Below are 20,886 nucleotides of genomic sequence, written 5' to 3' on the forward strand. Positions count from 1 at the left end.
TGCGGGCTTTCTTTTGCGTAAATCGTGGCGATAAAAACTATCCTACGACCTCTCCTTGCGTATCGCGTGTCTGGCCGACGCTGGCCCGCCACAGACGAGCATACAGACCATGAGCCGCTATCAACTGCTCATGGCTGCCATATTCAGCGATACATCCTTTATCGATTACGACAATAACATCGCAGCGGCGAGCGGTGGTCAGCCGGTGCGCGACGATAAGCGCGATGCGTTTCTCGGTATGCGTCACTCTGGTAAGCGAGGTTATTAAGCGCTCCTCGGCGCTGCGGTCGATACGCGCTGTCGCCTCGTCGAGCAGCAGAATGTGCGCCTGCGCCAGTTGGGCGCGGGCGAGGGCAATCAACTGACGCTGGCCCGCGGACAGATCCGTGCCGCCGTTATTGACCGGAGTACGAAACCCCAGCGGCAGATGTTGCACAGTTTCAAAGAGTCCCGCCCGTCGCGCCGCGATCTCCACCTCCGTGTCGCTGCTGTCTGGCCGCGAATAGCGGATATTTTCGGCAATATCGCCGCTAAATAATGCGACATCCTGAGTGACCAGCCCCGTCTGGCGACGATAATCACTAAGCGACGCGGCATCAATTAGGCGCTCACCGACACGGATTTGCCCGCTGCCGGGAGAGTAGAGCCCGGCCAGCAGCTTGATCAGCGTCGATTTGCCGGCGCCGCTACGTCCGACCACCGCGACTACCGTTCCTGGCGGAATGGTGAGCGAGAGCTTATCAAGCACAGGTTGCGTTTTTTCGGGATAGCGGAATGTCAATGCCTCCAGACGTAGCGCGCCGCCAGTGCCAGGCGTTATGGATGACGGTTCAATATTCTCCGTTTCCTCAGTCGCCAATAGCGCATTGATATGTTTGCCGCTGGCGGTCGCCTGCTGCCAGGAATCAACAATGCCTGACAACTGCTGTACCGGGCCATAAAATTGTCCCAATAGCAGGAAGAACGCCGCCAGTATCCCGGGCGTCATTTCGCCTTCGGCGACCCGGGTCGCTCCGATTAAAAGCACGGCGGCATAGGCAGCCTCGGTGCAGAAGGTCAGGAACGGAAAATAAACGGCAAGGTATTTTTGCGCCCGCACGCGGGTGGCGCGGAAGTTGTCTGATAACGCCCGTAGCCTGGCGGCTTCCTGCTGTTGTTGGCCGTGTGACTGTACTACCCGCATACCGGAGACCTTTTCCTGAAGCGTACTGTTCACCTTACCAATTTCCAGCCGTGCTTGGGCGTAGGCAGGCGAGCTCAAACGGCGGTAAATCCACGTCGCCAGCACCACTACAGGCACGGCGCTTAATGCCGTTAACGCAAGAATGGGGTCAAGCCAGAACATTGCCGCGGCGATAGCGACCATCGTCACGATGCTGGTGGCCGCGCTGGCAAGACCGTTTTGCAGAAATCGGGCGAGTGAATCAACGTCGACGGTCATGCGAGTAAGACGCGAGTCGATGTGCTTCTCGTGCCAGGGAAGACTCAGGCGTAGCAGGTGGCTGAAGCTGCGTAAGCGTACCGTATGCTGTACCGACTCTGCCGCGCGGGCGGCGAAGATCGTTTGCAGCGCATAGCAGCACCAACCGATCGCTACCAGACACAGCGCGAGCAGAGCGCATATGCCAATAGTCGACATATCCCCTGCGGCAACGCCTGAGTCAATACCGCGCTGCAAAAGCACCAGCACGCCAACGCCTGCGGCGGAATCAAGCGCGATAAGCAGGGCGGCGATGACGAACATCCAGGCTACTGGCGTCAGCAGCGATGAGACTTGACGCCCGTGGCCTGCCAGCGCCATCTGTACGGCGCGTTCCGGAACGCGCGTCATCCGGTCGACAAAACCTTTTCCGGCGGGTGTCTGGCGCTCATGCGCGTCGTCGGATTTTACCGTCGGCGTTGTTGGCCATAGCGCACGTTGTTCCGCCGGGGCGAGGGCGAGAAAATCACCCTCGCCGCTCATCAGCGAGCGAAACGTCGGACACCTTGCATCCAGCTCCGCCTGGGTACCGATATCCACGACGCGGCCTTTATCCAGCACGACGATCCGATCGGCTAACTGCAGTGTTGAACGGCGGCGTGCAATCACCAGCAGCATATGCTCATTATCGGCATAACGACCAAGAGCCGTGTTAATTTCCGCTTCAGTACCGGCATCGACCGCCGAGGTGGTGTCATCGAGAATCAGCAGTTCCGGCGCGGTAATCAGTGCCCGGGCTAGCGCAATACGCTGGCGTTGGCCGCCGGAGAGGTTGCTTCCGCGTTCGGCCAGTCGGGTGTTGAACCCCTGCGGTAGCGCATTGATGAACCCGCTGGCGCCTGCGGCATCGGCGGCGCGTCGAATGTCGTCCTGAGTCGCTTGCGGGTGCCCATAGGCGATGTTTTCCGCCACCGTACCGGCAAACAGAAACGCGTCTTCAAACACTACGCCAACGCGACGACGAAGCGCCGTCAGTTTCAGGTCGCGAATATTCTGTTGACCCGCAGTGGTGTTGAGCCACACCCCGCCAGAGGTGGGATCGTAAAAGCGCGCCAGCAACATCAGCAACGTTGATTTCCCTGAGCCGGATGCGCCAACCACTGCCACGGTTTCACCGGCGTGAATGGAAAACGAGATCTCATTGAGGATACGGTTACCGTTGTCGTAGTGGAAACTCATCTTCTCCACGTCCAGCCCGATAATCTGACCTTCAACCGACTCAGTACCGTCTTCCATGCGAGAACGCGTGTCGATAAGCGCGAAGACGCGCTCCACCGACGCCTGTGTGCGCTGTGCGATAACCAAAAACGATGCCAGTACGCGGGTAGGGCCGGTCAGCATAGCGAGAAAACTCGCGAACGCAACGAAGGTTCCCAGATCGATGCGCCCATTCATTACCGACCAGCCGCCATAGCACAGCAGGACGATCTGCCCTATCACCGGTAGCGCCAGCATGGTTGCGCCCGGCATCGCCTGCGAGATAGCGGCGCCGATGCGTACCCGCACCATCTGCCGCGATTGACCATCGAGCCAACGCGTTTCGCGCAACTCCGCCACGCAGGACTTCACCACTGAGATCTGTTCCAATACTTCGCGCATATGCTCCGTCATGTGCGCCAGCCGGTCTGAGGCAAGCCCCGTTTGCGCGAAAACACGGCGACGGGCGCGCAGGGCGGTAATAGCAAGGGCGGCCAGTACGCAAATCACGATAAGCGTCATGGATGGCGACATCCATAGCATCACCGCGATACCGGCCACATAGTAAGTGAGCACCGCCAGCGGCACCGGACACATCTGTAGCAAGGTGTGTACCTGTTGAAGATCGCTGTTGGTACGCGAAATGACCTGCCCGGTACGCAAGGCGTCCTGGCCTGCGCCGTCCAGTTTTTGAATACTGTCGAACGCACGGCTACGTAACGTATGCTGAACCCACAACGAGAGTTCTCCGGCATAGCCGCGGCGCACGTAATTCCCGATAAAATCAAAAAGGGCAATTAATAGCAGGCCGCAGGCAAGTAACGGCAGGCGGGTCGTATCGCCTGCTATCGCGTCATTGACGGCCTGACGCGTTATTAACGGCGTCAGCGCAGCCAGTAAAATGGTCGATACTGATGCTACGATGACAATGATACTCAGTGTTTTACGTTCCCAACACACGCGGGCAAGGCGAACTATCCAGGCACGAGCGGGCATGGGGGAATGAGTCGCGGGCATTAAGCCTCCTTATCGGTGAAAGATGAGATATGGCGACACACGCTGGGTTCAGCCGCCACATTGTCATTGCGCTGCCGCGGTTAGCCGTGTTGCAGCATGGCGATCAGTTTTTTTGCCACCTCGGTCGGGCAAGGCTGGGCCGCCATTTCCGCCGCGACCTCCTGCGACGCCTCGCGAAGCGCGCGATTACCGAGGAAGGTATTGATCATGCTGCTCGTAAGCCCGCTCTTACCGGGAATAATTCCGCATCCGCGCTCGACCACGGCGCGGGCATTGATGGGTCTGTCGGCACCCTGACCAAAGACTATCTGCGGAATGCCGGCATGTAGTGCCGTCAGGGTGTTGCCTGCGCCGCCATGGTGGATAAAACCGTCGGCACCGTTAAGGAAAACGCCCATCGGAAGCCAGTCGACCAGACGGACATTCAGCGGCAGTGAACGCAAATCCGAGCGGGCGTTTGCCGGAAGATGCAGGATGATTTCGGCATCTACTTCGCCGGCAGAATCCATTACCCAGGAAATCAGATCCAGGCCATCCACCATCGGTTTGACGGTGCCGAGGCTGACCAGAAGACGCTTGCGATCAGGTGTACGTTCCCACCATTCTTCCCAGACGGCGCCGCCGTTATACGGGACGTATTGCATGGAGATAACCGGCTCTCCGTCATTTTGCAGTATGCTCATGCTGGGCGGTGTGACGTCTATCCACGCCAGATCTCTTGGTGGCGCGCTGACCCCATGGCGGCGGTAGGCGTTAGAAAGTGATTTCGTCACGCCTTTGATGTGCCAGGGCGTATGACCGAAGCCGACGGTTTGCATCACTACCGGAATGTCATACTTAGCGGCAATCAGTGGTCCAACGACCCCAAGGGGAGGGTAGACGATGAGATCTGGCCGCCACTGCCCGGCGAACGCGACCAGTGGGTCAGTCATCTCTTCGCTGAAGAATGAGAAGTTCCCCATTTTTGTTCCAATGTTATTTTCTTTTCGCAATGCCTCCTGACGGCGATAACCCGCTTCCGAATCGAAACCAGGCGCAGCGTCAAATACCACCAACCCAGCTTCGGCTGCTTTCTGTGCAAATTTTCCACCGCTTGCAATCAGTACTTCATGGCCATTAACACGAAACGCTTGCGCCAGGGACAGCACAGGGTATAGCAGTCCATACAGTGGTGGACCGACAAACAGAATACGCATGAGAAATCCTCTCTCTCCACGTCATAAATCGAACAAGCTGTTAATGAGAATGATAATAATTACCAATATCATTTGTAAAATGCAATAACTAATACGACACTTGATCATGTGATGATTTTTTGCGTAAAAATCGGGAAAGAGGAGAGCGTTAAGCGGTGAAGTTTGGTTTCAGGCTTATTTATGTGCGTATGGTCGCACAGGCAAAGCGCCAGGATTGGGGAACTGGATTCGCATACCAGACGCCCGTTGATTATTAATCATAACTTCGTAAATAACCTTTCAGACAATGAGGTAAGCGTACCGACAACAAGGTAACGGGAAACGTCGGTAGTAGTATTGATAACGCGTTGCGGGGCAATTTAATGGTATCCGGCGGCAGATCGTGTTCTGTGCAGACTTTCCGGCGTTAAATCCCGTATCACCTGCGAGCCTGGACTATCTCTGTGGTATCAACTCTGTAGTAATTTTGTCCCCTTCGTCTTCATTAGCCAATGAAACCGGCTTTAACGTCACCGTTCGAATGTTGCGAACGAACAGCTCCTTATGCGGAATATCGTCACCGCTCTGCGATTTTTATAGCGCATCAGCCACACGATTTATTGGTTCTTGAAAACCAAGGTTTTTGATAACCAATGTTATGCCAGGCTTACCTGTGTCATCCAGGTTATCGACACTTAAGGCATAAACTTTACTACTTTTTCTATCCGTAAATGCTTACATCTAACAGTTTGATTAAAAAGCCTTTCTATGTGAACACTGCGTCTGGTAGTGTTTTGAGCGATGTCGTCTATAGCTGGATATAACATAGGCTTTATCGTGAGTGTGTTATACTATATATGTTAATGCGTTGAATTTTTTCTCTTTTTTATTAGATGCTGTCTTTTTCGTATACCCTTTCGGTTTATTCATGCCATACGTCTGTATTACAAAAATGTTATATCCATCCTGTTGTGACTTTTATTTTAATTCATTCGTTTTTTTATACGATTTGCCGGAAAGTATCTGTATAAGGTGGATACGCCAATACCAAAAATAATAGCTAATTGCTGCCGAGGATGGCCTTTCTCTAATAGCCGGCTAATCTGTTCCTGTTCATGTCTATTGATCGCCCGAGGGCGCCCTCCCAGTCGTCCTTGCGCTCTGGCGGCAGCCAGTCCGGCAAGGGTTCGCTCGACAATTAATTCTCGCTCCATCTCGGCCAGTGCTGACATTACATGAAAAAAGAATCGCCCCATCGCGCTACTGGTATCAATACTATCGGTTAAAGAATGGAAGTGAGCTCCACGTTCATGTAATTCTGATATTAACGCCACCAGGTTTTTCACGCTGCGGCCCAGTCTGTCTAATTTCCAGACGACAAGAGTATCGCCTTTATTTACATACTTTAGCGCTCGTTTCAGGCCGGGGCGGTTTGCAATCTTGCCACTGATACGGTCCTCAAAAATGCGGTCACAATTTGCACTAGTAAGCGCATTACGCTGTAAATCGATATTTTGGTCAATTGTTGACACCCGAATATACCCAATAGTAGCCATGATTTTCTCCTTTACATCAGATAAAGAAGAATTTTAGTCGCTTTTCTCATGGGAGATTGTTTTATCAAAAACCTTCCAAAAGGAAAATTTTATGGCACAAGTAATCAACACTAACAGTCTGTCGCTGCTGACCCAGAATAACCTGAACAAATCCCAGTCCGCACTGGGCACCGCTATCGAGCGTCTGTCTTCTGGTCTGCGTATCAACAGCGCGAAAGACGATGCGGCAGGTCAGGCGATTGCTAACCGTTTCACCGCGAACATCAAAGGTCTGACTCAGGCTTCCCGTAACGCTAACGACGGTATCTCCATTGCGCAGACCACTGAAGGCGCGCTGAACGAAATCAACAACAACCTGCAGCGTGTGCGTGAACTGGCGGTTCAGTCTGCTAACAGCACCAACTCCCAGTCTGACCTCGACTCCATCCAGGCTGAAATCACCCAGCGCCTGAACGAAATCGACCGTGTATCCGGCCAGACTCAGTTCAACGGCGTGAAAGTCCTGGCGCAGGACAACACCCTGACCATCCAGGTTGGTGCCAACGACGGTGAAACTATCGATATCGATCTGAAGCAGATCAACTCTCAGACCCTGGGCCTGGATTCACTGAACGTGCAGAAAGCGTATGATGTTTCTGCGACAGACGTTATCAGTTCTACCTATAGTGATGGTACTCAGGCGCTTACGGCACCAACTGCAACTGAGATTAAAGCTGCATTAGGCAACCCGACAGTAACTGGCGATACATTGACTGCCACCGTATCCTTTAAGGATGGTAAATATTATGCCACTGTAGGTGGTTATACCGATGCGGGGGATACTGCCAAAAATGGCAAATATGAAGTTACCGTTGATAGTGCTACAGGGGCTGTATCATTCGGTGCTACCCCAACTAAATCTACTGTTACAGGTGATACCGCTGTTACTAAGGTACAGGTTAATGCTCCTGTAGCAGCAGATGCTGCCACGAAAAAAGCCTTACAAGATGGGGGCGTTTCATCTGCGGATGCAAGTGCCGCGACATTGGTCAAAATGTCTTATACCGATAAAAATGGTAAGACAATTGAAGGCGGTTATGCGCTTAAAGCTGGCGATAAGTATTACGCCGCAGATTACGATGAAGCGACAGGAGCAATTAAAGCTAAAACCACAAGTTATACTGCTGCTGACGGCACTACCAAAACAGCGGCTAACCAACTGGGTGGCGTAGATGGTAAAACCGAAGTCGTTACTATCGACGGTAAAACCTACAATGCCAGCAAAGCCGCTGGTCATGATTTCAAAGCACAACCAGAGCTGGCTGAAGCAGCCGCTAAAACCACCGAAAACCCGCTGCAGAAAATTGATGCCGCGCTGGCGCAGGTGGATGCGCTGCGCTCTGATCTGGGTGCGGTACAAAACCGTTTCAACTCCGCTATCACCAACCTGGGCAATACCGTAAACAACCTGTCTGAAGCGCGTAGCCGTATCGAAGATTCCGACTATGCGACCGAAGTTTCCAACATGTCTCGCGCGCAGATCCTGCAGCAGGCCGGTACTTCCGTTCTGGCACAGGCTAACCAGGTCCCGCAGAACGTGCTGTCTCTGTTACGTTAATTTATTTCGTTTTATTCAGCCCCGTGAATTCGGGGCTTTTTCATTCAGCATAGATGAATATATCTTTATGGAATGTATGGCTGTAAATGATATTTCCTACGGGCGAGAGGCTGAAATATGGCCGCGGGATTATTCTATGCTTGCTCGTCGAGTTCAATTTCTACGTTTTAATGATATCCCTGTTCGATTGGTGAGTAATAATGCCCGGATAATCACAGGCTACATTGCGAAGTTTAATCCGAGGGAAAATTTGATTCTGGCTTCGGATAAACCTAAAGGAAATAAGCGCATTGAAGTTAAATTAGAGTCTCTGGCAATTCTTGAAGAATTATCAGGTAATGACGCTTTTAATCTTTCGCTGGTGCCGGCTGACGAATTTAATCTTCAGCAAGATACTCCATCAAGAAGAGATTATTTCTCGATTTGCAATAAGTGCTATAAACAGGGAGTCGGTATCAAAATCTATATGAAGTATGGACAGGTTTTGACTGGCAAAACGACAGGCGTAAATGCGTGTCAGGTTGGTGTGAGGAAACCCAATGGCAATCATATGCAAGTTATGTTTGACTGGGTGAGCAGGATCACGTCTTCGGACTACGCTGAATAACGCATACGGTAATAAAAAATTCCGTGAGAAAATATTGATCCTGGAGGAACAGAGACCATTCGACAGCGCATAGATAGTTTCGCCGCTGCTCGTGCCACTACGGCCAGGACGCTTAAAGCAGCTGACAGAAAAGAATTGATCATTAAGCTTCGCAAAGAAGGTCTGCTGAATCTTCGTAAATCTATGGATACCGTAGCCCAACATCCTGGCGTCTCACGGGCAACTGCTTATCTTTATGCTCGACAGTCTGACTGCGAGCTTTGCCCCAGCCAGGCAGGACTCTCAGTGAGTGTTCTATTTTCTTTGACTCTCGTATTCCAATTCTTTCGGGAGTTATTGGTGAGACTTTTGGCGTTTTGCCCTGTCACCCATTGCGTCATTTGACGTCAATGCCCGTGAGGCTCTCAGCAATCCTCACCAGGCGGCAATAGATGTAAAAAAGCCCGCAGGGCTTGTGCTGTGCGGGCTTAGTAGACTTCATTGTACTTCAAACAACTAAAAAGGCTGGCGTCTCTGTAATTAGTTATGTAATAACATGATAAATAAAAGGTTATTTGATTTAATAATCATTTAGGGTGCTAAAAAGGAACCATTAAATCTAAACTATCTGGTATTGCCGCATTTCTTATCAACCATATGATGGGCAAGATAGCACAACCATCAGTTCAGCTACCATCAGGGAGTTGAATTCAAAGTCATCACAACAAAACCCTCTCTGTTTGCTATAAACGAGATGAAGATTGGTATTGCCACCACTACCATATCAATCAGGGCGAAAGGTTGAGCTAAAGAGGGTAAAGCTCGACCTCACGTCTTAGAAAATGCTGTCCTTCAAACATGATTAGTGCAGAATTTAAACTGATTACTCGTAATGCCCTAATAAATATTAATATTTTAAAATAGGTTAAAACAGCCAAACTTATAGCACTTTTTGCTAAAGTCCTTAAAGCCTCGTCCTGTCACCTCATCCACGCTGCTCTTCGCCATTTGTGTAAAAAATGCTCAATAACGAAATAATTCCGGCAAAGCAGGTGTTGATTGTCATACGCGATATTCGAATAATAACTCCATCAAAACAACAATGGAGAAATATATGGCAGTAAGAAGATTTATTCGTTTACCTGAAGTTATCAACAGAACTGGCTATGGCAAAACATGGATTTATCACCTTATCAAGCGGGGTGAATTCCCTGAACCTATAAAGACTGGTGCAAGAACAATAGCATTTATTGAAAGTGAGATTGATGAATGGATTGAAGCTATTATTCGAAACTCACGCCAGAACGCTGCATAAAAACAGAAACAAGATCTCGTGTCGAACAGATAACTGTTCGCACAGGGCATCTTATTACCCTAAATAATAATGGAGAAGTATATGAAGATAGAACTTATTACGACAAAACATTTTATTGAACAAGCCGAATATTATTTCAGAAACTATATGGACGGATTGCATAGGAATGCACCAGATGATTTTTATTATTTTCTCAACAATAAATACAATATGAATGACATTATGGAAAGTATCATTAAAAAAACGAGATATCATTTTTATGATGACACAGAAGAAGGTAAAAGGAATCGGATTTATGGAGAAGTAAGCCACAGTAAGGTAAAGCAACACCTTCGTCAGCTTTGGATTGTCTATAAATGCGTATACCGCTAATACTTATACAAATATTTTGCTATTCTAATATTAAACTAAAGGGGAAATAAAAATGAATACATTTAAAAATAAAAACACTGAAATCTTTTATGTTGTGTCCTTGCATATCTATGCGGAGCTTTTTAACTCAAAGGATAAAACGACCAGTAATATGATTATAACGCATGTAATGGATCATGAGTTTGTCTGTAAGCTAATCGATTTGGCGATGAGGAATGCTGAGAAGCATCTTCTGAAAAAAGCATGGAAAAAGAATGCTGCTGAAAAACTGTCTGTTGTGGATTTTAAAGAGGTTAAGCAGGCATTAGCCAAAATGCATTACACCGTTCTGTCGGAATCAATATGTTAATATATTCTGACGTCTATCGGCCCCCTTCATGGGGCTGATAATCGGATAGCTTATGGTGAGCAAACTTAACTTTTCTAAATAGCTGCGCTTAATACCGCTACACTTTTGCCTGCCCATGTTTTCCTCCCGGGAATGGGCTGGCGGTTTCCATAAAATGACGAACTTTTTTCAGCAACTGCCACATTGAACGGCACTGATGATTACGGGTTATTGTGTCATGAAGCGCCTGCCATAACCGCTCAACGTGGTTCACCCACGGTGAGTAAACAGGCTGGTAAATTACCCTGAACTTTGGATTCGCTTTCAGCCAGCTCTGTGTTTCATGGCTTTTATGGATAATGTAGTTATCCACGATGAGCGTGATGGTTTTTGCCCGCCGGTATGTGGCTTTAAGGTGTTTCAGCAGGCTGATGAACAGCGCCGAGCTTTTACTGTTGCCACCAACGTAACTGACTTTTCCTGTGCCGCTGTGTAAGGCCCCGGCAAGATAGTATTTTTCATTCTGGCCCGGCGTGACCACACGGTTTTGCTGCCCGCGAAGTTGCCAGTCTGCGCCGATTTTTGGGTTGAGATGGATATCCACTTCATCCTCATAAAAAACCGGGTGCTCTGCGCTGCATTCGTCAAGTGCTTTATGGATTACCGCCATCTTTTCATCTTTATGCGGGTCACGGATACGCAGGGTTGGCGCGGCTCTGCGCCAGACTAAACCGGCCAACGGTAGCTAGCGCCGGACAGTTCCTGCATGTAACGTGCACCCGGTTATCTCATTGATTTTTACTGCCAGTAATTCGGTGCTCCAGCGTGAACGCTGATAACCAAAATCGCCGGGAGAATGCTTTATCAGTTCACGTAGCAGAGTGCAGATATGCTCAAAAGGCCAGCGCCGGGAGCGTCCTGCGGGTAAGGATTTCAGGCCTTCAGCACCTGACTGCGTAAACCAGTTAATCCAGCGCCCAACGGATGAACGGGCACAGCAGAGTGTTCTGGCTACATTGCTGACCCGTTCGCCCCGATGAAGCATCAGCATAGCCGTGAGTATGCGGGTATGGTTTTTATCGCGAGTTTTATGGATAGCTTTCTGCATCAGGCGTCGTTCGTTACGGGGGATTGGTGCTATGATCGGCATCGCTCAGTCCGGTGGGTGATTTGGGATATTTGGCGATTGATCAGATCGCACAATCCGGACTGAGTTCCCTTTAAGTGATCTACAATTCCGCGCAGCTATTTAGTTATCGCTTGAGCGATTACTTCTAAAAATGAGTTAGAAATTATACTGAATTATCGACAACTTCGCCAGCACTTTCAATAATAGCTTTTTGTTTCTGATAAAATATAGAAAGTTTCTTTTCTTTGTCTTTATCAATACTTTTGACAAAAGATAATATGCCTTCTATTATTTCATATTTGTTGGGGATGTTATTTCTCACCAAATCATAAATTCTTTTTCTATAAATACAATAATTCTTTTTGCTAATTGTTATTTTAGGCGTGACTGTTAGGCCTGTAACTTCTCTTCGCACTTTTGGGCCTAAGAACTTTTCTTTTTTAGAATTGATTATAAAACCTTCATTGCAGATTATATCCTTTATTAAATAAGAAGCTTTTTGTAAAATTAGTATTTTATTTCCTGATATACAAAGGTCATCAGCATAACGTGTATATGTTAAAGCCCGTTTCTTACAATATGTAGATATACGGTGGTCAAGCCTTAAGCATACAAGATTAGATAAGGCTGGTGAAGTTGGCGCACCTTGAGGTAAATAGCCACCTTTAGTGCAAAAAGATGTAAGTATAAAAGCAATGTTGTTGTTATATCCTATATTTTTAAAAAGAGTATATACATGTGATGCTTTTACATTTGTAAAGAAATCTTGTAAATCGAGATTTAAAACATACTGATTCCCTTCATGTGGTTTCGCGTTATCAAGAATTGACTTTCCTCTGACAAATCCTTTCGCATAAACAGATGGGGATAATTTATCTAAGATAGTTCTTAGGACCCATCGCTGTATCGCTTTTAATTCTCTTAGTGGGCTCTCGATATGTCGAATACCACCAGTCTTTTTTTTCATTTCTACGCGGTGATAGTATTTATCATTATTAAAGCTAAATTTCAAAATAACTTCTTTTGGAAGCCTGAGGGCGTGCGATAAATCATCCACATTCTCAAGAATCGGAAGGGATAAAAGTTGCTGGGTGTATTTTCCTTGATGAGCATTCATATCTATTTCATCATAGCAAAGGGGCATTTTCTGTTTTACGCGATAAAATTGTGTGCTAGTTTTTAACGACTACAGCGAGGAAGGGGATGAGCAGACATACCTGATAAGGTATGGATGCGAAGCATCCTTCCGTAGGCGGATGTACGAGTCCCCCAAATCACGGCGGGCGGGAGTTGGGGGACTCGATCATCACGCTATCTCTGTGATGAACTGCGGGAACGGAGAGACTCTCCATCCACTGTGGATTTAACTAGCGAACTAGAAAAACCACCTGCTTAAAAACTAGCACACTTTAGGATTTTATGATGGATTAGATTCAGTGTCTAGCATATTGTTTATTCATTATTTTTGTCCTTATTTCAGTGAGCGATGATTTCAAATGAAAACTATTACTTATTGAGGTATAGCCAATTTTAGTTATGGTAAATGAGCCCTCATGCTGATTGATCAGCCCTGCTCTGATGAGTGAATGTGTTGCAGCTTTACAGGCAATATTATCTCTATTTTCAAACTTACGGCCCATGATCAATTCCATTATTTTATATACTGATCGTAAACTTAAATCATCAAAAAGATATGTTAAAAGAAGAATATGTTTTGAATATAATAAAATATTATCAAGTTCTTTTTTCTTCCGTCCATTCGGAAGCGTATCCTTAATTTTGTCTAGAACTGCTCTTACATGATTTGGGTTCTTTTCATCGAAATTTTTCGGAATATCAAATATTTCACCACCATAAGCTCTAACGAGTCTTATAGGCCCATGATTTATAAAGCTTTTCCCTGATTTATATTCTCCCATTCTTATGACAAGCATTTTTTTTGCTAAGGCTTTATCCATGGAAAATGCCCCTAACTCAGCAAAGGAACCGGGGCTTTCAGGTATAAGAACTATCAGGTCAACAGAGTTTGCAAGTTGTGTTTCAAGGGATAAAAGGCTATTTTTTCCTTGCCCTTCAAGAAGGTCTTCAAATAAATCTTCTGGATAAGTAAGAGTTATTCCTTTTTCCTGAGAAAGAAAAGTTGAAAATTTATGGCGAAGACTTTTTTTATCCGATTTATCCTTTCCACATAAAAAAATAGTTTTTTGTGAATCATCAAATCCATTTATTAAAAGATCTCTAATATCATCTATAGTTTGATGAACATGTAGATCTGGAAATTTATTTATGATGCTCTGTTTGGGTGATTTCATGATCATTCCTAACAATGGCATTATGTATAGATGTTCTGATATTCTATTATAAAAAATGTGTTGTTGCACGATAAATGTCACAATTCTTGCTAAGTATTATAAAATTTTTAATGTCTAACGATATGAGTAAAGATTTTTTAGTGAAAATGAATAATACCATTTTCTAACATTGATTAGGCAGAAAAATTGAAACTTAGTTTGACATTCATTTTGAAATTTACAGGCTTCGTTTTTATTCCTAACGGCGAACTTCGACTAGAGTAGCGAACTTTTAAACCATATATACCACAGTCTCAAGAGCTATTTCATGAGCAAGTGAGCGAAGTGTGCAATTATTGTTTAGTGCCTTAAGAACATTACTCATAGTATGCCATTCGGTGTTTTAAAATGGGCGATTAATAAAAATAATGCTTACGGTGCTGTTGGAAAAATCAAAAAAAACAGTCAGTAAATAATATAGTAAACATTATCGTTTAAGCAATCTAAAGAATCCTATTTCACACGAATAGCATAGAGTCGTTTTAAATAGACATTTTCCTGCGCTTCTGGCTTGATGGTTCGAACTCTGACGAGATACGAGATAGTTGCTCAAGACTATTTTAAATTGAACGCTGGAACTCAACAGCGGCTTCTGTGCGTTGTTTTATCACCAAGGCTACTATTTCTTCATCACTCTTTTCTGAAATCGCCTTACGGTATAACACGCGTTCGTTAAATAAATCGAGATTACCAGTTGATCTCGCTGATGTGTTAGCTTTTGAACTGCTGATGGGATTTAACTCGTCAATAAAGTATTCAATAAGAGATTCTCTCTTATTTTCAAGTCTGCGTAGTTCGGTATGTGCAGATTTAAATTTCTGAGCCTTAATCAATGGAATATCATCGGAACGCAGTTTGCGATATTCATTTCTGTATTCTTCTATCGAAATATGATTTTTTAGCTCTTTTACTGTATCTAAATATTCGATTAAATCACTGTTGTCTGTTTTAACTTTTCTCATATAAAATCCTCATTAGTGTTTGCAATAATTTATTTTAAATTATATCTCATTTTAATCAAGTTTAATTAAATTTAAAAATATGATAAAATGACTATTTTTATAAATTGGTTTTTTGTTTTCTATATAAATGATAATAATCGCAATGAAATTGTTATAAAGACGAGAATAAAATGAAAAGATTAAACGATGTTATTAAAGATGGATTTATATTGCAAGAGTCTAATAATAATGATGAGCTTGATATAGCATTTACCTCATTGAAGATTGCATTAATGTCTTATTTTACTACCTATCAGGATTGCCATAGCTATATTGGTGTTTTAGTGAAAACAGATAATGATGTATCAGAGGAAGACATCAGTTATCATAACTCTTATTATAAATCATGTATTGAAACTATTGTTCACTTTCAGCATTTCTTTGAGCTTGCATGTAAAAAGATTTTAAAAGATGAACATCCTTTACTTGTCAATGAAGCATCCAAAAAGGTTGTTGCCTTACATAAATTGTTGAAAGGTGAATCATTATCAGTAGAAGAAGAATCGTCGCTACGTTCAATTGAATTCAGTGAAACAATAACAAGGCTAACAGATTTAATTAAAAAAAAGAGAATCAATGATTATAAGAAATTAAATTTTATTCATAGTAATATGAAAGTATTAACAGAGTTAAATGTTTTGAGAAATAGGATTTGGCATCGAGGTTTATATATATTACGATACAAAGCATTAGATGAGTTTGTTTGTAATTTTATTCTGCCACTGGTCGTTGAGTTTGTAAATTTAAATCAGTTTAGTGGTAATGACCACCTTTGGAAATATAAAAAATTAAATTGTAAAATTTCTATAATTGATGAGCTTATTAAAGAGTATAAATCAACAGAACCTGTTAATACACGAAAGATTGCATTACTAAAGGAGCTGGGAAGAGCGGCCTATAATAACCCGTTGACTGAAGCAACTCACTCTTCACGTATAATGACATTCGCAAAAATACTTGATAATAAAGAAAAGTTAAGAGCAAGAAAAATTGTTGAGGCTATTACTCAACATGAAAATTCATCAGTAAAAAATTGCCCTGTATGCGGAGTGGATACATTAATAGCTTACAAAGATAGTGAGCTAGAACTTGATGATGAAGGAAATTTAATTAATGCCTATGACTACACATATCGTTTAGTGTGTGAATGTTGTGGCTTGTCGTTAAATAGTGGTTTTAGTGAAGCTAAGTCTTACGGACTTGTTGGTATCGAAAACTTATGGGATTAAAATATTCTATATTGTAAATTGAAATACAATGAAATAAAATGGGATATCAGCGTCCCCTTTATAGTTCCGGTACTAAATAATGTGAAGAATTTTATATCTTTCAAAAATAAGCTCACCTGTGTCTGTATAAATTTCTATTTTAAATACTTTACCATCAGTGCCTTTTATCGAGAAACGAATTAATCTTTCATTATAATATTTTTCTAATAAGTCCGGTCGTTCAGTAAAGTATCTTGATTTTGTTGCGCGATCTTTCAGATAGTCGCAGCTTGAACAAACCTGCTTTTTGAAATCCTTCTCAGATAAACCACTTTCTTTTATTTTTGAAGAAATAAAAGCCTTTAAAGGTCGTTCATACTCCTCTCTTTCTTTCGCTTTGCGTATTTGTTCTTCTTTCTTGCGCTGTTCTTCAATACGATTAAGTCTGCCTTGTTCTTCCTGCGCTCGTATTATATCCTCTTGGATTATTTTACTAATGATTGTGGCAGGAACAACACTGATACCTTCAGACCACCCACGATAAGGATTATTGTTTTGTATGTTTCGGACTGTAGCAGATATTCTGTTTATATCCAGTTCTTTATCAAAGGAAACAATGCGTTGTCCGTTTTCTTTTGATATGAGCTTAGCCGTGTTTACAGGGGATTCAAGACCCTTTAATTTAAATGTGGCTACGGCACTGTTGCGACTTCTGTAATATAATGCTTGTTTCTTATCTCCAATGTAGCATTCAAGATAAGAGAAAATCTTAAACTCCTGAATGCCAAATGTTTCCTCAAGCATGGTCATCTGCTCAGCCAATATATTTAGTATATCACTCTTGGATAGTTTTTCGTGGAGCTTAATCTCAAGCGAACCGGGTAGTTTTTTCATTGTTATTTCCTTGTTGTTATTATTTTATCAGGATACTTTCTGCATATGAGAGTCTGCGTCAACAGAGTTTCTTCTTGCTTCCTCATTTTCCTTTGTTCTTTTATATACTTTTCGTGGTTTATCAACATGTATGCTGTTATTGGGATTAGGAACAGCGTTATTCTTTTTCTTCTTACTGAAAACAAATGCGTCAGTATAGATTTCTTTAACCTCTGTTTCTAATGTAAGTTTTCTTCTTTCTTCCTGTGAATGTTTCGTATAGTTTTCTGGATACTGCTCTATCTCTGCGCAAAGATTGCGAGCATTGCTCAACTGTTCTTTACGTTTCTGATCCAGTTGATGACTCATCCCTTTTGCGAAAATGTTAGAGTTGATATAGAGATGACCATGATGCTCGACGAGTATTCCTTTCTGTCTGAGTTTTTTAAAAATGTTAGACATATTACCGGAAGCGATGTTCAATGCTTTGCACAGCGATGATTGCGAAAGATTGATCAGATTTCCAAACTCCATATACTCCAAGATATAGGTTAATACACGGAATTCATTCTTGGATATGTCAAGATCAGAGAAAACTCGAAAGTTGGAAGTAAAAGCAAACACATAAGGTTGTGAAAACGAAATAGCTTTATCTTCCTCAGAAGAAATAACTGTCGTTGATTTTATTTCTTTGTTTTGTAGTAAGCGTCTTGCGATATCAATCTTTTGTTCTGTAGTTAATGATTCAAATAAGTGTAATAGGTCAGCGTCGTTTGTATTCATATTATTCTCTCTTATTATTTTTGTTATATGTATTTTAATACTATGCAAAAAAGTGAAAGTCAATAGTAGAACTATAAATAAAATAGGAAGTATATTATTATGACAATATTATATGTTAAAAAAGCTATGTTTAAACATAGATCTTGCTATGTTTAAACATAGGACGGATCTATGTTTGAACATAGGAGTTTGCTATGTTTAAACATAGGAAAAAAAGTTGTGAAGCCGCGATTTTACTGGTCCGGGACTATGCTTATAATTAAATAATTAGTAAGAAGTTAAGAGAGTCAAGTTTTACTTTTGTGTTATGTTTTAGTGGTTTTTCAGGGGGCATTGTATTCCTTAATAATTGCTATCAGCGAAGTGATTGTTTCGAACAATCACGAACCGCTGCTTTTATTGTGAGAGCTTAATTAAGATTTCTTTTGTTTTATTAGCGTCTACGACGCGATCTTTTTTTGGATAAATCCATCATTAATAGGGGCAAGCCCTGTCCAGCAAAGTGATTGTTGGCAACAATCACGAAGTGCTGCTACTAAGGATATAGTTTTCCTATGTGTTTAAGAGCAAATGCTATATGTCAGAGAGAGAATGTTATGTTCGCATAGGAGCTGAATTCTAACTCGGTGGAGGGAATGATCTTTATACTGATCTATTTGTTTTTCACTGATAAAACATTAATGCATTATAGATGAACAAGGAAAATAGTTTTACAACAGTATCAGGGGCGTAGCCGTGCGCCAGCACAAGGGATGTGTTTTCAAAAGATAATAATTGAATGTATCAGGTAAAAATAAATATCAGTAAAAGTGTTCTGTAAACTGTTAATAAATCGCATAGGAAGCTTTCTAAGACGTTGGAAGCAGGAAGATAACACATATAACCATCTTCGCCTTAAAGCTCTTATAACTGATTACAGGCAGTAATTTATATGGAAAAAATTATTAATTGAAAAAACTATCATTAACAGGGTCAAGCCCTGTCCAGCAAAGTGATTGTCGGCAACAATCACGAAATGCTGCTTTTTATTGTGAGCGTTTAATTAATTTTCCTTTTACTTTATATGTATCTACGACGCGATCTTTTTTTGGATAAATCCATCATTAACAGGGGCAAGCCCTGTTCAGCAAAGTGATTGTTGGCAACAATCACGAAGTGCTGCTACTAAAAATATAGTTTTCCTATACATTTAAGAGCAAATGCTATATGTCAGAGGGAAAATGCTATGTTTAACCATAGGAGCCGAATTAAATTTATAAAGAAAAATAGATCTGGCTTTGTTCAAATACAAAATGTCAGTGTTAGGGCGTAGCCGTGCGTAAGCACAGAGATAAAGATCTTTTCAAAAGAAGTTTAAAAATAATAAGTAATAGTATGAAGAAAACACAAATATATTTGATTTTTACGCTTACGATAGAGTATTAAACAGTAATAAAATAATAAAAAGAAATTATAATGAACAATATCAAAATGATCACACTCTTCCATCCCCATGAAAAAACACCATTTATGATCTGTATTATAAACAAAGTAGAAGATACAGCACTTGGATTGAAATTAACTCTTGAAAACGGCAACAACATTTGTGTCAATAATTATAGTCATTATCTGTTATCAGAGTCTGCAAGTCGTTGCGATAAACACAGGTTAAAGAATATTTATATTCGATTGGTTTCTGAACTCACGCAGAACTCATGGCGTCGGTCTCGGCGTTGCAAGGCTATCAGAACTTGAAATAACGATCGATATAAAAGATCGATAATGAGTTATTGATAGTTTATAGCGATTAAAATCGCGATATCGATCGGTTATTAATTGTTGCAATCGATCGAATATCAATTTATGATAGTTAAAAACTATCATGTGGTTGTTTTTGATCGTTTTAAACGATATGACGAGACGCTAAAAGAATTGAATCCTATCAATTGGTTAAGCGGTGGTTTTGCCATGTGATATCAGCCGGATCCCGCAACAACTCTAGCCCTGACCGGATTAGGTCAAAAATTTAGGCACTTTGATTATCAGGATGGATAAGCAGATGAAGAAGATTTTACTCGTTGCTGGCGCAGCTCTGGCACTGGCGGGATGTGGTGAGAAAGGTGATTTTGAGAAAGCGATTAATACCAAGATTGGGCAGGACAAATACTGCTTCTCGCTGGATAACAATAACACCAGCTTCCCCATCCGTCTTGCCAAGCCACTACTTGATTCGACTGGCACAGGGACGAATTCAGTGATCCTCGACGGTTTTATTGAGCAGGGCCTGATGGTTTTTGAACAGGGCTATGACTCGAATGTATTAGGGATAACAGAGGAAGGCAAAAAAGCCAAAGTCTGGAGCACAACAGACGGTGCCTGTGTTGGTCGTCGTGCTGTTGACGAGATTAAGGAATGGACTGAGCCGGGCAACGGTAATCAGAAAGTCGTTCGCGTGTCTTATACGTGGAAGCTGGTTGATGTTCCGAGTTGGATTGACAAAAAAGCGTTCACCAGCGTCAAAGGAATGAATGAACCTGCTGATGGTGCAATGAATCTCGTTAAAACCAGTAATGGTTGGAAAGCCAATTAAGGACGCCATCATGGAAAACAATACCATCAAATGCCCGTTTTGCTTCAAAGAGAGTCAGCGTGGGGTTCACGTCTGTACAGGCTGTTTAGCGACGGTGTTATATGGCACTTATCCCGGTTGGTATGCTGCTGTTGTTTTGCTGTTGACTTTTGGTTTATCGGCGTTGATCGGTATGTCAACAGGCATGGCGGGGGCTACTATCAGCTTGCCAGTAATCGCTGTTGTTGGGTTTATAGCTGGTAAGGCGATATTCTCTGATAATGTTGTGTTTAGGCGAAGAATGTAGCTAGCAGCTATAAATAATAAACCACTACCAACCCGCATTGTGGTGGTGGTTTATTATCTTATT

At 43.2% G+C, this 20,886-nt stretch carries 16 protein-coding genes and 3 pseudogenes; 10 read left to right on the plus strand and 9 right to left on the minus strand.

Annotated features, from left to right (window positions below; all coding sequences use genetic code 11):
- Positions 1 to 37: 37 nt before the first annotated feature.
- From iroC to hin, 3 genes are all read right to left on the minus strand, one after another.
- A complete protein-coding gene (gene iroC, locus ACLJPE_RS12230) occupies positions 38 to 3,694 on the minus strand; it encodes a salmochelin/enterobactin export ABC transporter IroC (protein WP_031602334.1) in 3,657 nt (1,218 codons plus the stop codon).
- A gap of 80 nt (positions 3,695 to 3,774) precedes the next feature.
- On the minus strand, positions 3,775 to 4,890 hold the full coding sequence (gene iroB / locus ACLJPE_RS12235) for a salmochelin biosynthesis C-glycosyltransferase IroB (protein WP_023233248.1): 1,116 nt from the start codon (positions 4,888 to 4,890) through the stop codon (positions 3,775 to 3,777).
- Positions 4,891 to 5,852: 962 nt separating this feature from the next.
- Positions 5,853 to 6,425 carry a flagellar phase variation DNA invertase Hin gene (hin, locus tag ACLJPE_RS12240; RefSeq protein ID WP_000190917.1) on the minus strand — a complete coding sequence of 191 codons (573 nt, stop codon included), beginning with the start codon at positions 6,423 to 6,425 and terminating at the stop codon, positions 5,853 to 5,855.
- Positions 6,426 to 6,516: 91 nt separating this feature from the next.
- On the opposite strand from hin, the gene ACLJPE_RS12245 reads away from it, so the two are divergent.
- From ACLJPE_RS12245 to ACLJPE_RS12270, 6 genes and pseudogenes are all read left to right on the plus strand, one after another.
- Positions 6,517 to 8,022, plus strand: a complete 1,506-nt coding sequence (locus ACLJPE_RS12245; RefSeq protein WP_023219298.1) for a FliC/FljB family flagellin — start codon at positions 6,517 to 6,519, stop codon at positions 8,020 to 8,022.
- Positions 8,023 to 8,089: 67 nt separating this feature from the next.
- On the plus strand, positions 8,090 to 8,629 hold the full coding sequence (gene fljA, locus ACLJPE_RS12250) for a phase 1 flagellin gene repressor FljA (protein WP_000388998.1): 540 nt from the start codon (positions 8,090 to 8,092) through the stop codon (positions 8,627 to 8,629).
- 27 nt (positions 8,630 to 8,656) lie between these two features.
- Positions 8,657 to 8,878: pseudogene (locus tag ACLJPE_RS12255) on the plus strand (helix-turn-helix domain-containing protein); the annotation flags it as partial.
- An 844-nt stretch (positions 8,879 to 9,722) separates the two neighbouring features.
- Positions 9,723 to 9,923: a helix-turn-helix transcriptional regulator gene (locus tag ACLJPE_RS12260; RefSeq protein ID WP_094882064.1), complete on the plus strand. Its 201-nt coding sequence runs from the start codon at positions 9,723 to 9,725 to the stop codon at positions 9,921 to 9,923.
- A gap of 81 nt (positions 9,924 to 10,004) precedes the next feature.
- Positions 10,005 to 10,295, plus strand: a complete 291-nt coding sequence (locus ACLJPE_RS12265) for a hypothetical protein (protein WP_031601934.1) — start codon at positions 10,005 to 10,007, stop codon at positions 10,293 to 10,295.
- A gap of 52 nt (positions 10,296 to 10,347) precedes the next feature.
- Positions 10,348 to 10,644, plus strand: coding sequence for a hypothetical protein (locus ACLJPE_RS12270; protein ID WP_031601933.1), 297 nt, complete (start codon positions 10,348 to 10,350; stop codon positions 10,642 to 10,644).
- Positions 10,645 to 10,741: 97 nt separating this feature from the next.
- On the opposite strand, the pseudogene ACLJPE_RS12275 reads toward ACLJPE_RS12270, so the two are convergent.
- The 4 genes and pseudogenes from ACLJPE_RS12275 to ACLJPE_RS12290 form a co-directional block, all read right to left on the minus strand.
- Positions 10,742 to 11,773, minus strand: a pseudogene (locus tag ACLJPE_RS12275) (IS630 family transposase).
- 142 nt (positions 11,774 to 11,915) lie between these two features.
- Positions 11,916 to 12,869: a retron St85 family RNA-directed DNA polymerase gene (locus ACLJPE_RS12280; RefSeq protein ID WP_031601932.1), complete on the minus strand. Its 954-nt coding sequence runs from the start codon at positions 12,867 to 12,869 to the stop codon at positions 11,916 to 11,918.
- Between the two features lie 316 nt (positions 12,870 to 13,185).
- Positions 13,186 to 14,064, minus strand: a complete 879-nt coding sequence (locus ACLJPE_RS12285; protein ID WP_049963436.1) for a retron St85 family effector protein — start codon at positions 14,062 to 14,064, stop codon at positions 13,186 to 13,188.
- Positions 14,065 to 14,585: 521 nt separating this feature from the next.
- Positions 14,586 to 15,065, minus strand: a pseudogene (locus ACLJPE_RS12290) (DUF4756 family protein).
- Between the two features lie 170 nt (positions 15,066 to 15,235).
- Between ACLJPE_RS12290 and ACLJPE_RS12295 the strand changes: the two are divergent.
- Positions 15,236 to 16,333 (plus strand): hypothetical protein, encoded by a 1,098-nt coding sequence (locus ACLJPE_RS12295; protein ID WP_031601930.1) that lies wholly within the window; start codon positions 15,236 to 15,238, stop codon positions 16,331 to 16,333.
- A gap of 72 nt (positions 16,334 to 16,405) precedes the next feature.
- Here ACLJPE_RS12295 and ACLJPE_RS12300 read toward each other — a convergent pair whose 3' ends face one another.
- Positions 16,406 to 17,206 (minus strand): hypothetical protein, encoded by an 801-nt coding sequence (locus tag ACLJPE_RS12300; RefSeq protein WP_031601929.1) that lies wholly within the window; start codon positions 17,204 to 17,206, stop codon positions 16,406 to 16,408.
- 27 nt (positions 17,207 to 17,233) lie between these two features.
- The gene (locus tag ACLJPE_RS12305) at positions 17,234 to 17,968 is read right to left on the minus strand and encodes a replication/maintenance protein RepL (RefSeq protein WP_031601928.1); all 735 of its coding nucleotides are present in this window, start codon (positions 17,966 to 17,968) and stop codon (positions 17,234 to 17,236) included.
- Positions 17,969 to 19,423: 1,455 nt separating this feature from the next.
- Here ACLJPE_RS12305 and ACLJPE_RS12310 point away from each other — a divergent pair.
- The 3 genes from ACLJPE_RS12310 to ACLJPE_RS12320 all read left to right on the plus strand — a co-directional run bounded on the left by ACLJPE_RS12310 (position 19,424) and on the right by ACLJPE_RS12320 (position 20,823).
- Positions 19,424 to 19,702, plus strand: a complete 279-nt coding sequence (locus ACLJPE_RS12310; protein WP_072035442.1) for a hypothetical protein — start codon at positions 19,424 to 19,426, stop codon at positions 19,700 to 19,702.
- A 304-nt stretch (positions 19,703 to 20,006) separates the two neighbouring features.
- Positions 20,007 to 20,537 (plus strand): lipoprotein, encoded by a 531-nt coding sequence (locus ACLJPE_RS12315; RefSeq protein ID WP_031601927.1) that lies wholly within the window; start codon positions 20,007 to 20,009, stop codon positions 20,535 to 20,537.
- A 10-nt stretch (positions 20,538 to 20,547) separates the two neighbouring features.
- Positions 20,548 to 20,823: a hypothetical protein gene (locus ACLJPE_RS12320; protein ID WP_024705430.1), complete on the plus strand. Its 276-nt coding sequence runs from the start codon at positions 20,548 to 20,550 to the stop codon at positions 20,821 to 20,823.
- Positions 20,824 to 20,886 lie beyond the last annotated feature (63 nt).

Origin of the sequence: Salmonella sp. SAL04196 (assembly GCF_046550835.1) — a bacterium.
Taxonomy (GTDB): Bacteria; Pseudomonadota; Gammaproteobacteria; order Enterobacterales; family Enterobacteriaceae; genus Salmonella; species Salmonella enterica.